This is a genomic window from Paenibacillus sp. FSL E2-0201, assembly GCF_037963325.1.
GTDB lineage: Bacteria > Bacillota > Bacilli > Paenibacillales > Paenibacillaceae > Paenibacillus_AQ.
This window is the reverse complement of record NZ_CP150154.1, coordinates 3,415,825-3,436,923: the sequence shown is the minus strand read 5'-3', so window position 1 is coordinate 3,436,923 and position 21,099 is coordinate 3,415,825. Positions and strand designations below refer to the sequence as shown.

Sequence of the window (21,099 nt, the reverse complement as noted above, 5' to 3'; positions counted from 1 at the left end):
AGACAGCCCCTGGGGGCTGTCTTTCTATAGTATAAAGTCTTTGCCAATATAACATTTATCAACCCTTGAGATGAACAGTCAAGATACTTGTTTGTTTAGCCGTAGCTGGTCCTGTCTTCTCTTCAATCTTCTCGATCATTTCCTGACCTACTGGAATGATGATTGGAGTAATCAACGGGTGACCTGCTGCACGGATAGCTTCCATATCAAATTCCAGCAGAAGCTCACCTGCCTGCACCTTGTCTCCAATATTCTTAAAGGTGGTAAATCCGCTACCTTTAAGTGACACGGTATTAATTCCCACGTGGATGAGTACTTGCACACCGCTGGCATGCTCCAGAATAAGCGCATGTTTGCTCTTGATCACATGAGCTACTGTAGCATCAAAGGGTGCATATACTTTACCCTCAGAAGGTTCGATTGCAATGCCATCGCCCATTTGCTTCTCGGCAAAGGCGGGATCGGGAACTTGTTCCAATGGTACTGCAGTTCCACTGAGCGGAGAGATAAGCTCCAGAATATTCACGGAGTCCTGTGACTCTTGAACTATAGGGCGGCTGTGTAAATTGTCTGTCTCGCTCACAGTACTAGTAACCTTTGTAGCTGAGTTCTTTTCGGAACGCCCCACCACAGAACGGCCGTAGAGTACAGTGGCGACAAATGGCACAATGAGAACAATAAGCATGCCAATGAAGAAAACGCCCCACTGGTTCGGGAATATCGAAAGGAAGCCGGGAATCCCGCCTACGCCAATGGAAGAAGCGCGAACCTGATTAACGGTAAGAAGCATACCTGCAATCCCTGAGCCGATCATCCCGAAGATGAAAGGATAACGATAGCGGATATTCACTCCGAAGATCGCCGGCTCCGTCACGCCGAGGAATGCAGAGACGGAAGATGTAGCCGCTAAGCCTTTTGCCTTCTGTTCTCTGACTACGAACATCATTGCCAGTGCCGCTGCACCTTGTGCAATATTGGATAACGCTAACATCGGCCAGAGGAAAGTGCCGCCCTCGCTGCCGATGAGCTGCACATCAACCGCCAAGAAGGTATGATGCATACCAGTGATGACCAGAAGCGCATAGAATCCGCCGTAAATCAAGCCACCAAGAAGTGCAAAATGATCAAATACAAAGATCAGGCCGGAGGTGATGGCATTGGCAATGCCAAACGTAACCGGTCCGATAATGGTGAAGGCCAGAAAACCTGTAATCAGTAAAGTCACTGGCGCAACAACCAGCAGTTTAATGGAATCATGCACCCGGCGGTTGAGGAACTTCTCCAGCCTTGCCAGAATATAAGCTGAAACCAGCACTGGCAATACTTGCCCCTGATAACCGATCTTCTCCAAATGCCAGCCGAACAAATTCCAGGTCGGAACAGTTCCCTCCGTTGAGGCACTTGCATAGTTGTAAGCACTTAATAGATCGGGGTGTACTAGAATGAGACCCAGTACGATCCCGAGAAGAGGACTTCCGCCGAAACGGGTGACAGCTGCCCAACCGATTAATGCCGGTAAAAAGGTAAAGGCTGTGCTGGCAATCGTATTAATAATCGCAGCAAAGTCTTTCCATGCCGGATAGACATCCACCAACGATTGGCTATCAAAGAAGATACCAGGTCCGGTCAAAATATTATTGATCCCAAGCAGTAAACCTGCGGTTACGATAGCCGGAAGAATCGGAATAAATATATCAGCCAGCGTCTTGATCGCACGCTGAAGTGGATTTTGTTTTCGGGCTGCAGCGGATTTCACTTCATCCTTAGAAGAACGAGAACCGCCAGTAATCTGAATCATTTCATCGTATACTTTATCTACAATTCCCGGTCCGATAACGATCTGAAACTGCCCTTGGGTAGAGAATTGTCCTTTTACGAGTTCGTTTTGGTCTAGGGCTTCCGAATCCACCTTGCTCTCATCATACAGCGAGAATCTCAGCCGGGTTACACAATGTGTCGCAACCTCTATATTCTCCTTGCCCCCAACTGCCCGTACAATATCCTCAACATTTTTGCGGTCTATAGCCATATTTTCACTCCTTACAAAATTGATATGTGCTCCTTCTCAAGTACACCTCGTTAGCGGATTAACCACATGTAGGAAGCATAAGGACTAAGCTGAAGCTCTTGTGTTAAAGCAGGTGTATCTGTTGTGTTCCCAATCAGGAGCTCGTCATTCCCCCTCGATGAAAATTCAGACCAGTGACTGTCTTCAAAGCGGAAGGTAATCTGTTTATTGCTGAAGTTTGAGACCACGACAAGTGCTTCCCCATCTCCTGTTCTAGTGTAAGCGAATACTTCAGGGTGTGCTTCATCGAGTCTCTTGAATACACCGTCTATAAATATCCCATACTCTTTGCGTAGCGCAATTAGCTTGCGGTAATGATGGAAGATGGAAGCGGGGTTTTCTAACTCCTTCTGCACATTGATGTCCGGATACCGTTCATCAACTTTCAGCCATGGAGTACCGGTGGTGAATCCGGCATTTTGGCTGTCATCCCACTGCATCGGCGTTCGGGAATTATCCCGTGAACGTTCCTGAAGAATGCTCAAGGCAACCTCAGGGCTTTTCCCTTGTTCGCACAATATGCGGAACATATTCAGTGACTCGATATCACGGAACTCATCGATGCTATTCCATACCGGATTTGGCATACCGATTTCTTCCCCCTGATAGACATAAGGTGTCCCTTGAAGTCCATGCAGCGTTGTCGCGAGCAGCTTGGCGCTCTCCATACGGTAGACCTTATCATCAGTGAATCGGGAGAGGGCACGCGGTTGATCGTGATTGTTAAAAAATAATGCGTTCCAGCCCCGGCCCTTCTGCATTTCAGTCTGCCACTGCGTGAACAACCGTTTCATCGCCTCAAAATCATAGGGCATTAGCTCCCACTTCTGTCCATTCGGATAATCGACTTTTAAATGATGAAAATTGAACGTCATGGAAAATTCCCGTTCTACAGGATTCGAGTATCGGATGCAATGCTCCAGTGTAGTTGAGGACATCTCTCCGACAGTCACCATCTCATACGGACCAAATACCTCTTCATACATCGCTTTGATGTATTCATGAACACGTGGACCGTCAGTATAGAACTTTCGTCCATCCCCCGGCGGAACACTTCCGTCATCATTAGGGAAGCGCTGATCCTTGGAGATTAAGTTAATTACGTCCATGCGGAAGCCGTCGACACCCTTTTTAGCCCAGAATAGCATCATATCATTCACTGCTCTACGGACCTTCTCGTTCTCCCAATTCAGATCCGCTTGGGTTTTATCGAAGAGAGTTAGATAATATTGTCCCGAAGCTTCATCGAACTGCCAAGCAGGGCCTCCGAACTTCGACTGCCAGTTGTTGGGTAAGCCTCCGTCCGGAGCTGGGTCCTTCCAGATATAGTAATCACGGTAGGGATTGTTCCTGCTTGAAATGGATTGTTTGAACCACTCATGTTCTGTTGAAGTATGGTTAACCACGATATCGATCATTAGCTTCATACCGCGTCTGTGCAATTCCTGTACTAACTCGTCGAAATCCTCCATCGTTCCAAAATCCGGGTTAATATTTTCATAATCCGCAACATCGTAACCGTTATCATGTTGCGGCGAAACATAGACCGGCTGTAACCAGACAATATCAATTCCAAGGGTCTGTAAATAATCTAACTTTTCAATAAGTCCTTTAATATCTCCTGTTCCGTTGCCTGTAGTGTCCTTAAAGCTCTTTGGGTACACCTGATACACCGTGGACCGGCGCCACCATTCTGAATTCTGGGACTGACTCAAGTTGAACACCTCCAAATGAATTACTTTATGTCAAATATTAAACCTGTATATACAAGTTCAAACACATCCACAGTTTAAACCTGTATATACAGGTTGTCAATACTAATAATTATCTAAGCCGTGAGCAAAAGAAGTGACAAGAACATTTATACCAGCACTCTTAACTACGATTCATTGGAAAAGGGTATTGCCTGATGGTTTACCTTTTATTAACTCATTTGATTATCAATTATTCTTTTTCATTTATTTCCGGTCTAAATACTTGTTCATAATTACAACAAAAAAAGCCGCTTTCTTAGCGACTTTTTGTATAAGTAGATGTCCAGTTAAAAAGACGAACAGGATACCCCTTTTACGAAATATAAGTTAGGTATCCTGTTTCATAATAAATTTAGTTTTATTTAAGTTCCTGGAGGAGGCTCTGTCCAAATTGTGGCAGGGCTACACCAAAATTATCTGCAATGGTTGCTCCAATATCCGAAAATGTCCTACATACAGGAAGCTCACATTGTTGATTGAAACGCTTACTGTAGATGAGTAAAGGCACATATTCACGGGTGTGATCTGTACCAGTATGAACGGGATCATTGCCATGATCTGCCGTAATCATAAGAAGATCATCTTCACTCAACTCCGCGAGAACTTCCGTCAATCGTTCGTCAAATTCTTCTAGTGCTTTCCCGTACCCGATCGGATCTCTACGATGACCATAAAGAGCATCAAAATCAACAAGATTCAAGAAACTAAGTCCAGTAAAATCAGTATGAATGGTCTCCATAAGTTTATCCATACCATCCATGTTAGACACTGTACGCAATGACTTGGTGACACCTTCTCCATCATATATATCTGAGATTTTGCCAATCGCTAATACATCTAACCCAGCATCCTTGAGCTCATTCATCACGGTTCTATCATAAGGCTTCAAGGCATAATCATGGCGGTTCGATGTTCTTTTGAAATTTCCGGGCTGTCCGAGGAACGGTCTTGCGATCACTCTGCCTAACTTGTAGTCCTCACGTAAAGTAATCTCTCTGGCAATCTCACAGATTTGATACAGTTCTTCCAAAGGAATAACCTCTTCATGAGCGGCAATCTGAATCACTGAGTCTGCTGATGTATAGACAATGAGTGCACCGGTGTCCATATGCTCTTGTCCAAGCTCATCGAGAATAGCAGTACCGCTAGCGGGTTTATTCCCAATTACCTTTCTTCCCGTTCTTTCTTCTAATTCATTAATTAATTCATATGGAAATCCTTCAGGAAACACTTTGAAAGGAACCTCAATTCGCAAACCCATGATTTCCCAATGGCCTGTCATCGTATCCTTTCCATTCGAAGCCTCTTGCATTTTTGACCAATAAGCTAAAGGCTGATCTACTTTGGGCACTCCGGGTATTTGATCAATATGGCTTAACCCTAACTTGGATAACACAGGAACATGTAGTCCATTCATTTTTTCCGCAATATGCCGTAATGTATGTGATCCTGCATCCCCAAACTTTTCAGCATCTGGAGCTTCACCAATACCTACAGAATCCATAACGATGACGAAAACACGCTTAAACCGGGGTGTTTGTTTCATGTTAATACTCCTTGATTCTACTAGAATATGATACCGATAATCAAAGCAGATAAAACGCTTACAAGTGTGGCGCCGAATAACAGCTTTAATCCAAATCGAGCTACGATGTTCCCTTGTTTTTCATTCAATCCCTTCACTGCACCCACAATGGTACCAATGGACCCGAAGTTAGCAAATGAGATTAGAAAAACGGAGACAATGGCTGTAGTACGTCCGCTTAAACCGTCTTGCATCTTAACAAAGTCAAGCATAGCAACGAATTCATTCGCAACAAGCTTTGTCGCCATAATACTGCCTGCATCAACTGCTTCATGCCATGGCACACCGATAAGAAAGGCGATTGGTGCAAAGACATACCCTAAAATTCCTTGAAACGAAATGCCGAATACTCCGCTGAAGACCCCGTTAATTAGAGCAATGATTCCCACAAAACCAACCAACATTACTCCAACTACTATGGCTACCTTGAAGCCATCCATAATATATTCGCCCAGCATTTCAAAAAACGTTTGTTTTTCCGCTACCTGAACTTCAACAATATCTTCTTCAGGTGTAACTTCATATGGATTAATGATGGATGAGATGATAAATCCACCGAAAAGGTTTAATACTAACGCCGCCACTACATATCGAGGTTCTAGCATCGTCATATATGAACCAACGATTGACATGGACACCGTCGACATTGCGGACGCACATAATGTATACAAGCGATGTTTTGGCAATAATCCCAGTTGGTTTTTCACCGAAATAAACACTTCATTTTGTCCTACAATTGCAGCTGCAACTGCATTATAGGATTCCAATTTGCCCATGCCATTTATTTTACTCAGTACCAAACCAATATACTTTATAATGAATGGCAATATTTTATAATGTTGCAAAATCCCTATTAATGCTGACATAAAAACAATTGGCATCAAAACATAAAGGAAAAATGTATGCGCCCCTTCATTTGCAATCCCGCCAAATACAAAGTCAATCCCTTCATTGGCGTATCCAAGTAATTTTGCAAAACTATCAGCAAAGCCTTTAATTAAGAATTCGCCTATGCTCGTTTTTAGGATAATTAATCCCAAGCCTATCTGAATAGCGATCATTACAATGATTGGACGATATTTAATCTTTTTCTTATTGTTACTTCCAAGCCATGCCAGTAATAGAACAATAACTAAACCGGCAACAGAAATTAGATAGTGCATTTTTAACCCTCCAAATTATCGGTTGATTTTCTTGGAATCCTCATTTCGAAATGTATCTTTCCACATTAACCCTTGTTCCAAAATAATCGCCAATAGACTTCCGCAGATTAATCCATTATTTAAAATGGCTATCACGATCGGAGATAAATGGGCTGTAGCTGATGAAGGGATAAACATTAAACCCACATTCACTAAAAGGGAAACTCCACTAACGATAAATGTTCGTTCTTCATGAATGACCTTCCTCAATTCCTTTAACGCAAGTCCGACCATCTTCACAAAAATGACGAAGGTAACGGAATAGCCTATGGGAGCTGGAATTGCTGATATAACATTCATCATTGGCGGAAATAAGGATATTGAGATCACTAAGCAGCATCCAATTAAAAATGATCTGCGCTCCTTCATCCCTGTTTGTTCAACATATCCCGCCGCTCCCGAGATAGGGACAGAGCCGACCGCTCCTAAACCGCCACTAATAAGATGTGTAATTCCAGAAGTAAACCCGGCGCGCAAATAACGACGATGATCCACTTGCTTTTGTTTCATAACGGTCTCCATCAAACGGATGGACGCAACTGCATTGGTTATTAATAACAGCGTTAATAAAAAGGCAGTAGTGATGGTCCCGGCATCGAATTGAGGTCTGCCAAATGGGAATATTTTCGGTAGCTTAAACAAAGTATCCGCATGAGAAAACACCGGTATAATACCGCAGATAATAAATAATAGGCAGCCTATCAATATACTGAAAATTATTGAAAACTGGCTGAGTACTACAAAGCGACTTTTTCCTAACCAAAAGGTAATGCAAACCACAATCACACTCAGGATGAATACTTTAACATCTAACGTGGTGTGGGCTATGGTAATCCCCATCATCCCTTTCATAAAAGATCCACTTAATTGAAAGATCAATAAAAGTAAATAAATAAAAGTGATGGTGGGAGTAAATAGACGAGCGATTTTATCCATTAGCTTAAATGCCGAAATTAGGATAAATAACACACCGCTAATGATCATTGCCCCACTTAAAGCTTGTAAAGCACCATTGTTAGAAGAATAAAGTCCCCCTACTAAACTTGCGTAAATCGTAAAAATGCTCCACCATAACCCTGCCGGACCTTCGTGAATAGGGAATTTATGCCCCATCAGGCCTTGTAAAAATCCAGCTATCCCTAAAGTAATCATTGTGCTCTGGATAAGTCCAGAAGTCTCTATGGGTGTTAAGTTATATAAATCTGCGATAGCAATGGGTGCAGCAATTGCACCAGCGATCATAAAAATCATCCACTGCAATCCTGACAGTATTCCCTTCATTTCTTTCTCACTCTCTTCTCTAACAACACTGCTCTTATTAATTAATCAGCCATCAATGACTGTATTAAGAGCTATTTCGACCATTTCATAAAAGGATTGTTCACTTTCTTTATGAGTCAGGTGTTCCTGTCTTAACAATTGACTGCCGACTGTCAAAATCGATAACGCTTTTACACCATATTTTGCCGCTAAAGTGTATAGGGCTGTGCTTTCCATTTCTACCGCTAAAACCCCGAAATCCATAAACTTGTGAAGTCGATCTAAGCTCTCACGATAGAATTCGTCAGAATTATAGATGTTACCAACAAAGACATTTGCATTTTTAGCTTGTGCTTGTTGATATGCTTTTATTAACAATGAGAAATCTGCCGTAGGTGCGAAATTACAGCCATGGAAGATCTTCTCCGTCATATTACTGTCTGAAGACACCGCTTGGGCTAATATAATATCTCGGATATTGATGTTTTCCTGCATCGCGCCGCATGTACCAATGCGAATCAATTTCTTAACTTCATAATCGACGATCAATTCTGTAGCATAGATACTCATCGATGGATTTCCCATTCCTGTCCCCTGAACCGACACCGGTATACCCTTGTATAATCCAGTGTATCCATACATCCCTCTTACTTCGTTATAACAATTAGCCTCCTCTAAAAAGTGTTCTGCTACAAATTTTGCACGTAAAGGATCTCCTGGGAGCAAAACGCGCTCTGCTATTTCTCCCTTATTTGCACCTAAATGCCTACTCATAGTTCTTCCTCCAACTTTTAATTGTAAACTGAGGTTTACCGAAATCGCTTTCCACATACCGTCAAGTAAAATCAGTTTCGAAACTAGATTGAGCATAAGGTTTTTTAACATTACAAACTAGACCAAAAACTTACGGAGCTTACGGAAAATAATTGGTCAAATTATAAAAGTAGTTCTTTACGAATATTGTCCAAATCTCTTTTTGATGGGATCGTAGAAATAATAACAACCGGCACTGTCTTTAGTGCCACCGGGATATTACTAATGACAAGATCAATATTATTTTGCTGCATGATCTCGTCGGTTAGCCCTTTCATTATGGAAGTATTTAGGATTAACTGATCCCCTATCTCCTTCTTTATCAAATCCGCTATGTAATGACGAATCGAGAATTCTTCCCCGATCACTAAGAAAGCCCTTTTACTTTTGTAACGTAAACTCGAACGAACTATTAAGGTTAGCTTTGTTAAATGAAAATGATTAAACAGAATGGAAGGGTAAGTTTTATTCCACGTTTGCATACAGGTTTGCAATTCTTGATATATCTGCTGGCACTCCTGCTCTACATAAGTTGTTAAATGACTTTTTGAAATCATCATCCATTCCGGAATTGCATTTTCGATTAATAGCTTGTCAAAGAACCCGTAAATCTCCAATATAAATCGTTCTTGCATATCTAAGTTCGGGTATACCTTTGCCAATAACATTAGAAGCAGATTACCCATTTGATATTCTTCTTTATCCTTATGTAATTCGACTTCTTTAATCGGAGTGATCTCTGACCCTTCATAATAATGATATTGGCTGAGACTAACCATGGATTGCATAAAGAATATTTCACTCTTTGGAAATTCGATGGACAGTTTTTTTTCAAGACGCTCTGATATGGCTCTCACTGGTATATAAAACATTCCCTTTTCCCAGGGGTATGCATTTTCGTCGATCGTTACACAATTTCCTTTAGCAGCTCTTTCTATTACAATGGCCAACAAAAAAGACAATTTCCTTTTGGAATTGATAAAATATACAATGTTATTCTCATTCTCTATATTTGTGATCAACTGATTTATATAAGCAAATTCGACATTCGCAAAGGGCCATCCAGTGAACTCATACGCATCACAATATAACTTCCAATAAAAATATCGGATATTCATTTCATTTCCTTTGATCACAGGTGTAGAGTAACTAATGCGTAACTTATACGCTTTTAGATCATTATTATTTAATTCCACAATTAACTTTTTTAAAGAAGACGTACTCATAAACAGAGCTTCAGCGAGCTCCTCCACGGAAAGTCGACCCACATTCGTAAACAATAAATCCATCAGCCGATAAAAAATGGTTTGTCTGAACATAGAAGAAATCACTTCACTAATCGTACTTCGCCCATTACGTTGAAGAACGATTCCCTTTCCTCTAGAAACTTCAATGGTCACTGTTGGTGGTAGCTGCTTGCTGATTTCCTCCACCATCTTACGTATGGTCTTATCTGAAATGCCTAAACTTTTTTCAACTTCGGCTAAGGTAAACCATCTTTGTTCCGTATCAAGCAGCGTTAATAGTTGGTTGGCTAAATTAAATCCCTTATCCATTTTTTCTCCACCCTAGTTCAATTTCATTTTAATTTTTATAGTATAAACAAATTCACATCATAACCGTATCATTTTTCAATAAAAAAACTCGGGTTACATTTACCCGAGTTTCAAAAAAATGATTAATGAAATTATTCTTGTTGAGCAAACTGTGCAAATAGCTCATCAAACGAAGCTTTAAGCTTCATTGCGGCATTGTCTGAGAACATCAGCTTCAGGTTATCATCTGAAACCTTCGCAGACGACGAAGAATACTCATACATTTTCTCCTCATAAGCTTGAATGGCTTTATCAAAGTCTTCATGACCGGTGATGGCAAGCGCAAGCTCCGCTGCATCATGCATCGCCAGGTTGACACCTTCACCTGCAAACGGTGACATTAGATGTGCAGCGTCACCAATGAGCGTAATTCCCGGCTTATGATCCCACTTAAGCCCGACCGGCAGCGTATAGATCCGTCTTAGCAGAATATTATCCTCTGACTTTCGGATATAGTTCTGAAGCGGCTCCGCCCAATCTTCGAAATAGGCGAGCAGCTGCTCTTTCGCTTCCTTTGGCTGATCAAAAGGGATACCGCATGTATCCATCCAGTTTTGCTCGGCCGTGAAGGTTAAGGCGACTTTGATCTTACCGTCCCCGTTTAGCTGTGCAAGTATACCTTTATGATCGCCCAGCCCAAACACCTTGCCCCTCGCGTTAAAGGATGCCTGATCAGGATGTAACTTGGAATCCACTTGCAGCTCTATCATTGTTAACCCGGAATAAGAAGCCTTGGCATCCGTTAACAGCGGGCGCAGTTTAGAGAAAGCTCCATCAGCACCAATTACTAGATCCACTGTCTCCTTCACGCAGTTGTCAAAATGAAGCTCATGCTGGCCGCCTTCCAGAGCCACTGCCTCCGTCAGCTTGTAACCGTAGCGAATCGTATCAGGCTGCAACGCATTCAGCAGCAGGTCGCTTAACGTTCCACGATCGATCTCCGGACGGCCACCTTGTTCCCCCTCCTCTGCTCTTTCGTCCATATAGATCTTGCCGCTTTTATAAAACAGGCGAAAATCTTCTCCTTCGTAGCGCGCAATCGCCTGGAATTGCTCAAGCAATCCTGCTTTCTTCAGAGCTATCTGGCCGGAATCCTCATGAATGTCGAGTGATCCTCCGCGCTGGGCGCTGGCATTCTTTAATTCTCGTTCATAAATCGTTACTGCAATGCCATGTCTTTGCAAAATTAAAGCTAAAGTAAGTCCACCTGGACCTCCGCCGATAATAGCAATTCGTTTTTTCGTTTTATTTGCTGTCACCATAACCATCTCCTATATCCATGTATGTTGTCTGTTCCTTACACAGATATAGTAGTGCGGCTAATTAAACTGAATTTAAACGAGAATGGTGCAAAGGTTTCATCACATCTGCGCTTTTTCTTCAATCGGGCTGATTGCTTTAAGCTGCATCGCTATAACGGCTGCAATAACGGCTTTGATAATGTCTCCCGGAAGAAAGGCCAACGCTCCGACAAGTCCGGCCCATATCGACGTATTTGTAATCAATGCCATGATGGGGGCACCAATCAGGCTCACTAGCAATACACCAAAAATCACGTTAATCGCTATCAGCTTCCAAGTTCGGACCTTCGGCCAGATTTTTTCAGAATACCAGCCTATAAGGCCGGCCGCGATCGGAAAGCTAAGTATGTATCCTGCAGAAGGTCCAACGAGCACCGCAATTCCGCCACGACCACCGGTCAATACAGGCAGCCCAATGGCTACTAGAATGATGAAAATGATTAGGCTGAGGGCTCCCATCCGTTTCCCCAGAAAACATCCAGCCAACATGACGCCAAGCGTCTGGGCAGTAATCGGAACAGGGATGAAACCAAGGGGGATGGGTGGAATCATGCCCAGCACCGCGATAAGCGCTGCGAATAATGCAGCATAAATAAGTTCTTTTGTCTTCAAAAAATTGACCTCCATTGGATAAAAACAAGTGTATTCTGGTTAGTAAATACGTCCAGTAAGCTGAATTATAATGGAGATAGCTTTGATTGTAAACCGAAATATTATTATAGGTTTACAATGAAGCGAAATACCGCGCTTGAGTTTTTCCTATTGTTATATAGAATTAGAGTATTCAGTCGCAATCGTTGAATGATAAAAAATTCAATGGATTTTGGTCGGAGAGTTATACTTCTGGAGGTTTAAGTTGATGACAGTGAAAGAACATATTCTTGCCTTGCTTGATAGTAATAAAGGTGAATTTTTTTCCGGTGAGGAAATAGCCGTTCAGTTATCCGTGACGCGCAGCGCGGTCTGGAAAGCAATAAAATCGCTACAGACAGACGGTTATTCCATACAAGCTGTAACCAATAAAGGCTATTCTATGTCCCCTCAAACGGATATCTTGTCTGCCAGTGCAATTTCAAAGTACCTAGATATACAGGGACAAAAGTTACGTGTTGAAGTCTTTAAGACATTGTCTTCAACGAACGAAGCCTTAAAAAACCTTGCTTCAAGTGGAGAAGCTGAGGGTAAGGTGATCCTATCGGAAGAACAGACAGCAGGTCGCGGGAGAATGGGCCGTAAATTCTTTTCTCCACCGGGAACAGGGATCTATATGAGTATCCTGCTGCGTCCCAAGCTATCAGCAACGGATTCCGCTCTGCTGACTACTTGTGCCGCTGTTGCTGTTGCCCTTTCCATCGAGAGTATATCAGGTAAAGAAGCACAGATTAAATGGGTGAATGACGTTTTCATGGAAGGTAAAAAGGTGTGCGGGATCCTTACCGAAGCATCCGTGTCACTGGAAAACGGTTGGCTTGATTATGCCGTTCTGGGCATTGGTATCAATGTAGCGCTACCTTCTGATGGCTTTCCTAATGATCTTACCGAGATCGCAACAACTGTAACTTCTGAAAATAAACCTAATGGTGATCTCCGTAACCGACTGGTAGCAGAAGTACTAAACAATTTTATGGGATTCTATGAGCATTTAACGGACAGATTGTTTCTTTCCGAATATAGAAAACGGTTAATTTCACTCGGCAAACCCGTAACAGTGATAAAGAATAATGAACAACGAAAAGCAACAGCAATGGATATCGATAACGATTGCCATCTGAAAGTCAAATATGAGAATGGTGACGAGGAATATCTTTCAAGTGGAGAAGTCAGCATTAAGATTTAACTGTGGATTTGCTACATCATCATGTGTGTTTTGCGGAGATTGTAAGCCTACTACACCAAAAAAACCTTGCTGAATCAAGGTTTTTTAATGAACGTAAAATATCAACTTAAGGCTCAGGATTCTACTGTACTAAAGTATCTAAATCCGGCTGCAATTTATTCCGCAAAATATACAGCATGATGGCACCAACAAGGAATGCAACAGCATCCGAAATGACGAGCGACCAGACCACTCCATGGAAACCGTTCATTCGATTGGCGATATACAACACTGGAATCAGAGTAATACCTTGAATTACTGACATAATAAATGCTGCGGTTCCTTGCGCTGTTGCTTGGAAGATCCCCGTAAACAACGCGGTCGTTCCTGAAATGAACAAGGATAAGAATGTCACATGAAGAATATAGCTACCCATTTCAATTAATTGAGGGTCATTCGTGAATAAACTAATTAAGTGATCGGAAATCAGATAGACAATGACGCCGAATACGGCGGCTAACACCACAGTCGCTTTGATTGTGAATGTAATCGTATGCTTCATGCGTAATTTATTTGCTGTAAAAGAGAAGGCAATTAGCGGCACGACTCCCTCGCATAAACCCATCAGAATAACCTCAGGAAATTGCAATAAACGTGATGAAATCCCGAATGCTGCTATAGCCTGCTCCCCATATTCGACCAGAAAACGATTAAAGATGAGCGACATTGCACCCATAAAGATACTCATAACGAAGACGGGAACTCCGATTTTGAATACATTGCTGAGAATTTCTTTGTTAGCTTTGAACCATTTTACGGAGATGGTCAAGAATTGGCTCTTATATCCCATATGGAAGGCGTAGAATGCACTTGCAACCAAGTTAGAAATGACCGTAGCAGACGCAACGCCGATCACGTCCCAATGGAAGATGAAGATGACAAGAGCATCGAGAATAATATTCACAACAACACTGAGAAGCATACCGATCATCGAAGTGATTGCTGAACCTTCCGAGCGTACGATATTCTCAAGCGTGAAGAATAATACGACAAATGGTGAACCAATAAGCATTATCGTGACATAATCTTTCGTGAATCCAAAGGAGTCAGGCGTCGCTCCTAAGCCATGAACGATTGGATCGATCAACGGGATACCGCCAGCCATCAAAATAAGTCCGAGAACTAAACTGCTGTAAAAGGCGAATGAAGATACATGCTTTACATCATCATATTTTTTCTCTCCGAGCAAACGGGAGATGAATGCACTACTGCCGATACCAATCAAGTTACCTAGCGCCATAATGGCCGCGAATAACGGTAAAGTTAATGCGAGTGCGGTTAACATCGCAGTATTGCCCAGTGTGCCAAGGAAATAGGCATTCAAAATGGAGTATATGACACTCATCGACATGCCTAGCATCATCGGTACTGCGAAGTGAGCTACGGCTTTTGCGACAGGTGCTTTTTCAAAGTAATGAATGTTTTCTGCGTCCATATCGGTCACCACTATCTTTCTTTATTTTATTTCAAAAATTACTTAGAATTCTAACTATTAATTCAATATAAACCGTGGCACGGCAACAAACAAACCCGTACCATAACGACGAGTTTTCAGGTTTGGTTTGCCGGATTGGACTGATCTTAATTTCTTTAAAAGCATGTCATTGCGCTGCCTTTGACGTTCCTCCTTCTCTTAAGGAAAGGCAGCGCAATAGCTACTGTTTGTTTAAAAGACTCTGTTTACTTATCGTCCGGGTCCTGTGACTTGTCTGGTGACGAATTCGTTCCATCTTTGGATGGCCAACCGAATCCGCGCATGTCACCACGCCCTTCCCTGCCAAATTCAGGAAATCTTCCGTTAAAGCGTTCGTCTCTAGAATTTCCCCACATTCTATGCATTTGTCCGCGCATGGCCATTAGTTTTTCAAATTCCTCTGTTCCCATACGCTCCTTTGCTGCCTCCATCCACATAGCCATTACATCGCGTTCTCCGTCCGTTCCAAGTTCTTCTTCTAACGCCGTAATGACGCGAGTTAAGTAATCCCCGAAAGCAACCTGTTCTTCTGGTGATAGGCGAGAAAATATATTAACACTGTCTAACTCTTGTCCCTCTTCCTCTTGTCCTTTTTGGGTTAGGTAAATCAACATGATGCGCTTGTCTGTTTCTGATGGCTTACGGGTGATATATTCGGCTTTCTCCAATTTTGCAAGTAATTCATTGAGAGATGATACACGGATGTCCAGCATATAGGATAAATCCTTTGTGCTGATACCGTCTTTCATACGAAGAAACGCCAGTATCCTGCCTTGCCCGCGGGATGTGTCGGCCATAGGGCCAACAGCAGCGTGTGTTTTTAAGTGTTGACGTTGCAGCAGCCATTGCAGTTTCGCAAGTTTTTCGTACAATTCAGTATTCATGTCCATAAATGTGTCCTCCATAAAGTTTTTATGGTACCTGTTGATCTTTGTGACGGTACCTGTTTGTTTTTATTATAACGGTACCTGTTAGATGTGTCAAAATGTTTTTTACAGGTACCGTTAGTATGTAATTACGCTAATACAGAGGCACCTTGACTAAAAACTTGTAAACAAAATACAAAACCCGCGTGGGCGCGGGTTCTTATAAGAGCATGTTCTGATCAGTTTTCATTTTTGTATATCTTCAAGCAAACCTTCAAACCATTGTACATTTACTAAATGATGAGATAGTGAATTTTCTAACATTTTTTTGAAATTAGAACTGATATTTTCATCGTTCTCAATAGATAGCTGTAGTAAAGAAATCTTATTTTTAGTTTGTTCAATTTGTAATTCAATTAATTTAGATAGTTCTTCTTTTTTATATTCATCTGAAAATAGCATGGCTACGTAAAAAGATAGATTTATATAGTCTGTCTTAGACCCATATTTGAACATCAACTTTTCAAACTCTTTTTCCCCTAATTCAGTGATGTTATAATTATGCGTCTCTCTGGTGTTATCTCTTTGATCAACTTTTACAATATACTTTTTCTCTACTAATTGCCCAAGATTATAATAAAAGGAGCCTTTAGTGAAATTCACTATATATTTATAGTGTTTTTCCTCCATTAAGGATAACAATTCATAACCGTGAGCTCCTGGATTTTGTTTTAATAATCCTAAAATTAGTAATATTATCAAATAAACGCCTCCGTCAAAGTACTATTAGGTTTAATCATTGTTGATTTGTATGAACTGGGCTTGAAATTCATCAAATGATATTTTTCCTAATGCAAAATCCATACTCAATATATACATTTTTTCCGCTTTAGTGTGTATTCTTGCATTATGGAGACTTAACAACTCATGTTCATTCATTAACGGCTCAATTACATGTTGCTTATTAATAAAGGCTTCAAAATATCGTAACCCAAATTTTCTTTGAGATATTGCATCGATATGAATCCCATCCGGATTAGAAGTTAAACCTGAAGCTGTAACAAAGTAACAATTATCTTGTTCAAAAGCGAATTTTTGTAATTCTTGATTCATTAACGCATATTCCGTGCAATGTTTCCCAAATCCTTCTTTGCCTAAAAAATCCCCTAAACCACCAATGATAAATGGAATATTTGGAGCCTCTAACTCTTTTCTTAGCGCCGTAACAATCTGAAGTAATTTCTGATAATAGACTTTATAGTTGCCGTTACTACTATCACTTTCTCCTTGATGCCATAAAATCCCCGATAATTCACTATTCTTCATTGCAAATTTAGTTTCTTGTAATGCATGTTTAAAAAGTGCCCCATTTACTGCCCATTCATCAATGGTGCTCCCGCCCTCAGCGCAAGGAATTAAGCCAATAATGTCTTCTTCATTTTCACGACACCATGCATCCGCAAATGATCCAGCAAGACTTATTCCTGATACAGGACGGTCATAATTAATAGGTTCAGCCATCATTTGCCATCTACCATTACGCAACATTTGTATTCTTTCGTTATAGATAGGGGGTACTTCATGTATAAATCCTCGTCCAGCCATATTTGACTGACCAATCATTAAAAATGATTTGACCATTATTCTCATCCTCTCTTCAATAGTCTAATTAGACTGTATATATTATTAGTCTAATTAGACTATTTGTCAACAAATACGCTTTTTTAACCTAAACTCAAAATTTATTATTGAATACTGTTAATGGGAACTCTTTTTGTAAGATAAGATTTTCTATGATTTGTTTGGATAAATCAAAAAAGCCGCCGACAAGGCGACTACGTATGTCATGTGTTTTTTTGGCTTAATGCTGTAATTCCTTATTATCCATAGATATCTTTTTGATCTCATTACTTTCAAGGATTGGACTAGGATAACCAGCACTTACTACTTGTATCATTGCTTGCCCTAATTGTTCCGAAGTAACGACACCCTTCAGCTTTCTAAGTATGGGGTAAAAAGGTCTTAGCACATCGTATAAAAGTTGATACATTTTTGTCTTGGATCGGACGCCGTTAGAAGGAAGAATGATTCCTGGTCGGAACATATACGCTGCCTTAAACGGAAGCTGTAACAGATCATTTCCCGTCTTTCCTTTCACTCTCGCCCACATGGACCTACCTCTTTCAGAACTATCTGTCCCACTTCCCGACACATATAAAAAGGTCATCTGGGGATTTAGTCTAGCTAATGTTCCCGCAACGGATAGCGTAATGTCATACGTTATTCGTCGATATTGATCTTCTTTCATACCCTGAGATGCTCTGGATGTTTACGACCTATTGTAGCTATTTCTCGCACTCTGTCATCTAATATACACTCCTGCAGTGCACTTAGACCTACCATTCCCGTAGCGCCAAATATAATGACCTTCAATCTATCGTTCACTCCAATCTTATTTATCTGATTTACTATAGGTTAAGTTTATTATACTCGACATCAACTGAATAAAAAAACAAGCCTATTTGGCTTGTCTGCAAAGTAGAAGGTTATATCATTTTTAGCTCATTGGATACGTAAATTGATAATTTCCAGATCCAATGATTAGTTTTTGGCCTTCTGGCATTTGTTCCACACTAGACAGACCTATAACTTGTTCTATTGGGATCCCAGACTCCAAAATATTCTCCTGCTTCATTGTTGGAATCATAACCTCAGCTGTTGTATTAGATGGTATCAATACTTGCATTTCTACTGAAGCTTCATTAAGTTTTTTCCAAGTTACCTTGATCGTTCCATGGACAGATTCAAGCGAAGCATCAACCCACGATAAATGATCCCCGATTTGCGGTTGGATCCGTATTTTTTTGTAGCCTGGTTCCAATAGTTCGATACCACCGGCAGTGCGATAGAGCCAATCTCCTATAGCGCCGTAAGCATAATGGTTATAGGAGTTCATATCATCGCTCCAGAACGAACCGTCCTGTTTTATTCCATCCCAATGTTCCCAAATGGTTGTGGCCCCTTGAATTACGGAATATAACCAGGAAGGATACTCTTTTTGCAGTACCAATTGGTAGGCTAAATCCGTGTAACCAAATCTAGAGAGGACTAGACACAGATACGGAGTTCCCACAAAACCGGTCGTCAAGTGTACTCCATTTTCTTCGATGTGGTCTGCTAGCATCTTGGCTGTACGATGACGATCCTTTTCCTCCAATAAGTCAAACATAAGGGCGAGTGTATAGGCAGTTTGTGTCGGTGATGCCACCCGCCCATTTGGCGTTACGAACTCTTGACGGAATGCCAGAACAATCTTCTCATGCAATGCTTCATATTTTAAGGCATCTTCGGGTTTTCCAATGACAGTCGCTGTCTTAGCTAGCAATTCCGTTGAATAAGCATAGAACGCGGTAGCGATCAACTCTTTTAGAGTTGCTCCGACGTAGCTGTTTTCTTTGGCATCTAGACCTAACCAATCTCCGAAGTGAAAACCTGTATTCCATAGATATTCGTCTTCACCTTGCACCCGAATATACTCGACCCAAGCTTTCATACTTGGATATTGCGTTTTCAGCACACGAATGTCCCCATAACATTGATAAAGCGTCCAAGGACAAATCACCGCGGCGTCTCCCCAAGCAGCAGATCCGTATCCTGCCGCTGGTACATCTGGAATGACGTGTGGAACTCTTCCGTCCTCTTCTTGATCCGCGGCCAAATCCTTTAGCCACTTTTCAAAGAACGGAACGACATTCATGTTGAAGGCAGCTGTGCGAATAAAAACTTGAGCATCCCCCGTCCATCCCAATCTTTCGTCTCGTTGAGGGCAATCTGTAGGGATATCTAGAAAATTCCCCTTTTGTCCCCATAAGATGTTGTGCTGAAGTTGATTTAAGAGTTCATCTGAGCAGTTGAACTTGCCCGTTTGCTCTAAGTCCGTATGGATGACGCAGCCGATGAATTGTTCCAATAATTGATCTTGCGGTATACCAGTCACTTTTACATAACGGAATCCTTGGAAGGATAAATACGGCTCAAATGTTTCTTCCTCTCCGCCTCGGCATACATAAGTAACAGTCTGTTTTGCCGATCGTAAATTACCGATGTAGAAGTTCCCCTCGCGGTCCAAGACCTCAGCATGTTCTAAAGTAACTATGGTTCCTGCTTCAGCATGAACCATAAACCTTACCCATCCAACCATATTTTGTCCCATATCCAGCACGTGTTCACCTTTAGGTGTAGTAATGATAGCGATAGGCTTGATGGTTTCTATAACCCTAGTCGGTTCGTTTTCCTGAGCAACCAATGTAGCTTTTGGACGGTCCTTGAGAATAGTCTTTTGCCACTTTAAATCCTCAAAACCGGGAGAAGACCATCCTTCTTTCTCGAGCCTCGCATCATATGTTTCGCCATGATATAATTCCGACATCAAGAGTGGACCTGTCGAAGTACGCCATTTCTCATCCGATACAATGATATGTTCAGAACCATCGGATAATGTGACGTGTAGCTGGATTAGCACAGCACGAGCATTACCGAAGATGTCTTTCTTTCCTTCCCAAGCTAGATACCCTTTATACCATCCGTTTCCCAGAATACAACCAAGCGCGTTGCCACCAGCAGCAATCAATGACGTCACGTCATAGGTCTGATATTGAAGCCTGTTGTTATAACTGGTCCAACCGGGATTAAATAGTGTGTTATCTGCTGGAATACCATTAATATAAAGGCGGTACAATCCAAGCGAGGTTGCATACACACGTGCTGATACGACATTGTCAGGGATTGAAAATTCCGTACGAATATAATCGCAAGGCTCCGCTCCGTTCTCTTGGTTACTCAGGGGTGCTGTTATCCATTTTGCCTGCCACTCTTTGACCGACAACAAGGCTGTTTCCCAGTATGCAGGTTCACTCCATTCCGAAACCTTTCCTTGATCGTTCCAAGCTCGAACCCTATAGTAATACCGAGTGCGTGACTGTAAGTCGGGACCTGCATACTCAATATGAACATTGCTATCTGATTCTACCTTTTCAGAATCCCAGATGAGTTCTGAAACAAATTTAGGATCATTCGCGACCTGAACTTGGTAGGCAGATTGGATAAAGCCCCTTACTTCTGTGCTGATCCACCAACTAAGCCGCGGATGTAAATCATCAATCCCCAATGGATTTTTTCTATAATTCACCTTAAGATTTGTGACCTCAAAATTGGACATTTGTAACTACCTCCTATAATCATTCGGTAACCTACCAGAACAGTTAAGAATAGAATTGTCGCTCATGTATCCAGCAGAGCTAATTCT

General features: G+C 41.6%; 15 protein-coding genes and 1 pseudogene. 1 reads left to right on the top strand and 15 read right to left on the bottom strand.

Going from position 1 to position 21,099, the window contains the following annotated elements; translation table 11 throughout:
- Positions 1–58 precede the first annotated feature (58 nt).
- The 9 genes from treP to NSU15_RS15395 form a co-directional block, all read right to left on the bottom strand.
- A complete protein-coding gene (gene treP / locus NSU15_RS15435; RefSeq protein WP_076120914.1) occupies positions 59–2,029 on the bottom strand; it encodes a PTS system trehalose-specific EIIBC component in 1,971 nt (656 codons plus the stop codon).
- A 50-nt stretch (positions 2,030–2,079) separates the two neighbouring features.
- The gene (gene treC / locus NSU15_RS15430; RefSeq protein WP_139328612.1) at positions 2,080–3,783 is read right to left on the bottom strand and encodes an alpha,alpha-phosphotrehalase; all 1,704 of its coding nucleotides are present in this window, start codon (positions 3,781–3,783) and stop codon (positions 2,080–2,082) included.
- 397 nt (positions 3,784–4,180) lie between these two features.
- On the bottom strand, positions 4,181–5,368 hold the full coding sequence (gene deoB, locus NSU15_RS15425; RefSeq protein WP_339286571.1) for a phosphopentomutase: 1,188 nt from the start codon (positions 5,366–5,368) through the stop codon (positions 4,181–4,183).
- A 20-nt stretch (positions 5,369–5,388) separates the two neighbouring features.
- Entirely contained in the window at positions 5,389–6,570 is a 1,182-nt protein-coding gene (locus NSU15_RS15420) for a NupC/NupG family nucleoside CNT transporter (RefSeq protein WP_339286569.1), read from the bottom strand.
- 15 nt (positions 6,571–6,585) lie between these two features.
- A complete protein-coding gene (locus NSU15_RS15415; RefSeq protein ID WP_339286567.1) occupies positions 6,586–7,890 on the bottom strand; it encodes a purine/pyrimidine permease in 1,305 nt (434 codons plus the stop codon).
- A 45-nt stretch (positions 7,891–7,935) separates the two neighbouring features.
- A complete protein-coding gene (gene deoD / locus NSU15_RS15410; RefSeq protein WP_042127861.1) occupies positions 7,936–8,643 on the bottom strand; it encodes a purine-nucleoside phosphorylase in 708 nt (235 codons plus the stop codon).
- 161 nt (positions 8,644–8,804) lie between these two features.
- A complete protein-coding gene (locus tag NSU15_RS15405) occupies positions 8,805–10,238 on the bottom strand; it encodes a helix-turn-helix domain-containing protein (RefSeq protein ID WP_339286565.1) in 1,434 nt (477 codons plus the stop codon).
- Positions 10,239–10,369: 131 nt separating this feature from the next.
- Complete coding sequence (locus NSU15_RS15400; RefSeq protein ID WP_076120911.1) at positions 10,370–11,539, bottom strand: NAD(P)/FAD-dependent oxidoreductase; 1,170 nt, start codon at positions 11,537–11,539, stop codon at positions 10,370–10,372.
- A gap of 99 nt (positions 11,540–11,638) precedes the next feature.
- On the bottom strand, positions 11,639–12,190 hold the full coding sequence (locus NSU15_RS15395; protein ID WP_076120910.1) for a biotin transporter BioY: 552 nt from the start codon (positions 12,188–12,190) through the stop codon (positions 11,639–11,641).
- A 247-nt stretch (positions 12,191–12,437) separates the two neighbouring features.
- Here NSU15_RS15395 and NSU15_RS15390 point away from each other — a divergent pair, with 247 nt between their 5' ends.
- Positions 12,438–13,415 (top strand): biotin--[acetyl-CoA-carboxylase] ligase, encoded by a 978-nt coding sequence (locus tag NSU15_RS15390; RefSeq protein ID WP_076120909.1) that lies wholly within the window; start codon positions 12,438–12,440, stop codon positions 13,413–13,415.
- Positions 13,416–13,536: 121 nt separating this feature from the next.
- Here the strand turns inward: NSU15_RS15390 and NSU15_RS15385 are convergent, their stop codons facing one another.
- From NSU15_RS15385 to NSU15_RS15360, 6 genes and pseudogenes are all read right to left on the bottom strand, one after another.
- Positions 13,537–14,889, bottom strand: a complete 1,353-nt coding sequence (locus tag NSU15_RS15385; protein WP_339286563.1) for an MATE family efflux transporter — start codon at positions 14,887–14,889, stop codon at positions 13,537–13,539.
- 245 nt (positions 14,890–15,134) lie between these two features.
- Positions 15,135–15,818 carry a MarR family transcriptional regulator gene (locus NSU15_RS15380; protein ID WP_339286562.1) on the bottom strand — a complete coding sequence of 228 codons (684 nt, stop codon included), beginning with the start codon at positions 15,816–15,818 and terminating at the stop codon, positions 15,135–15,137.
- A gap of 222 nt (positions 15,819–16,040) precedes the next feature.
- Complete coding sequence (locus NSU15_RS15375; RefSeq protein ID WP_076120906.1) at positions 16,041–16,556, bottom strand: helix-turn-helix transcriptional regulator; 516 nt, start codon at positions 16,554–16,556, stop codon at positions 16,041–16,043.
- A gap of 30 nt (positions 16,557–16,586) precedes the next feature.
- Entirely contained in the window at positions 16,587–17,435 is an 849-nt protein-coding gene (locus tag NSU15_RS15370) for a sialate O-acetylesterase (protein WP_339286559.1), read from the bottom strand.
- A gap of 220 nt (positions 17,436–17,655) precedes the next feature.
- Positions 17,656–18,227 (bottom strand): annotated as a pseudogene (locus NSU15_RS15365) (epimerase).
- A gap of 124 nt (positions 18,228–18,351) precedes the next feature.
- Positions 18,352–21,012: a family 78 glycoside hydrolase catalytic domain gene (locus NSU15_RS15360; protein WP_339286557.1), complete on the bottom strand. Its 2,661-nt coding sequence runs from the start codon at positions 21,010–21,012 to the stop codon at positions 18,352–18,354.
- Positions 21,013–21,099 lie beyond the last annotated feature (87 nt).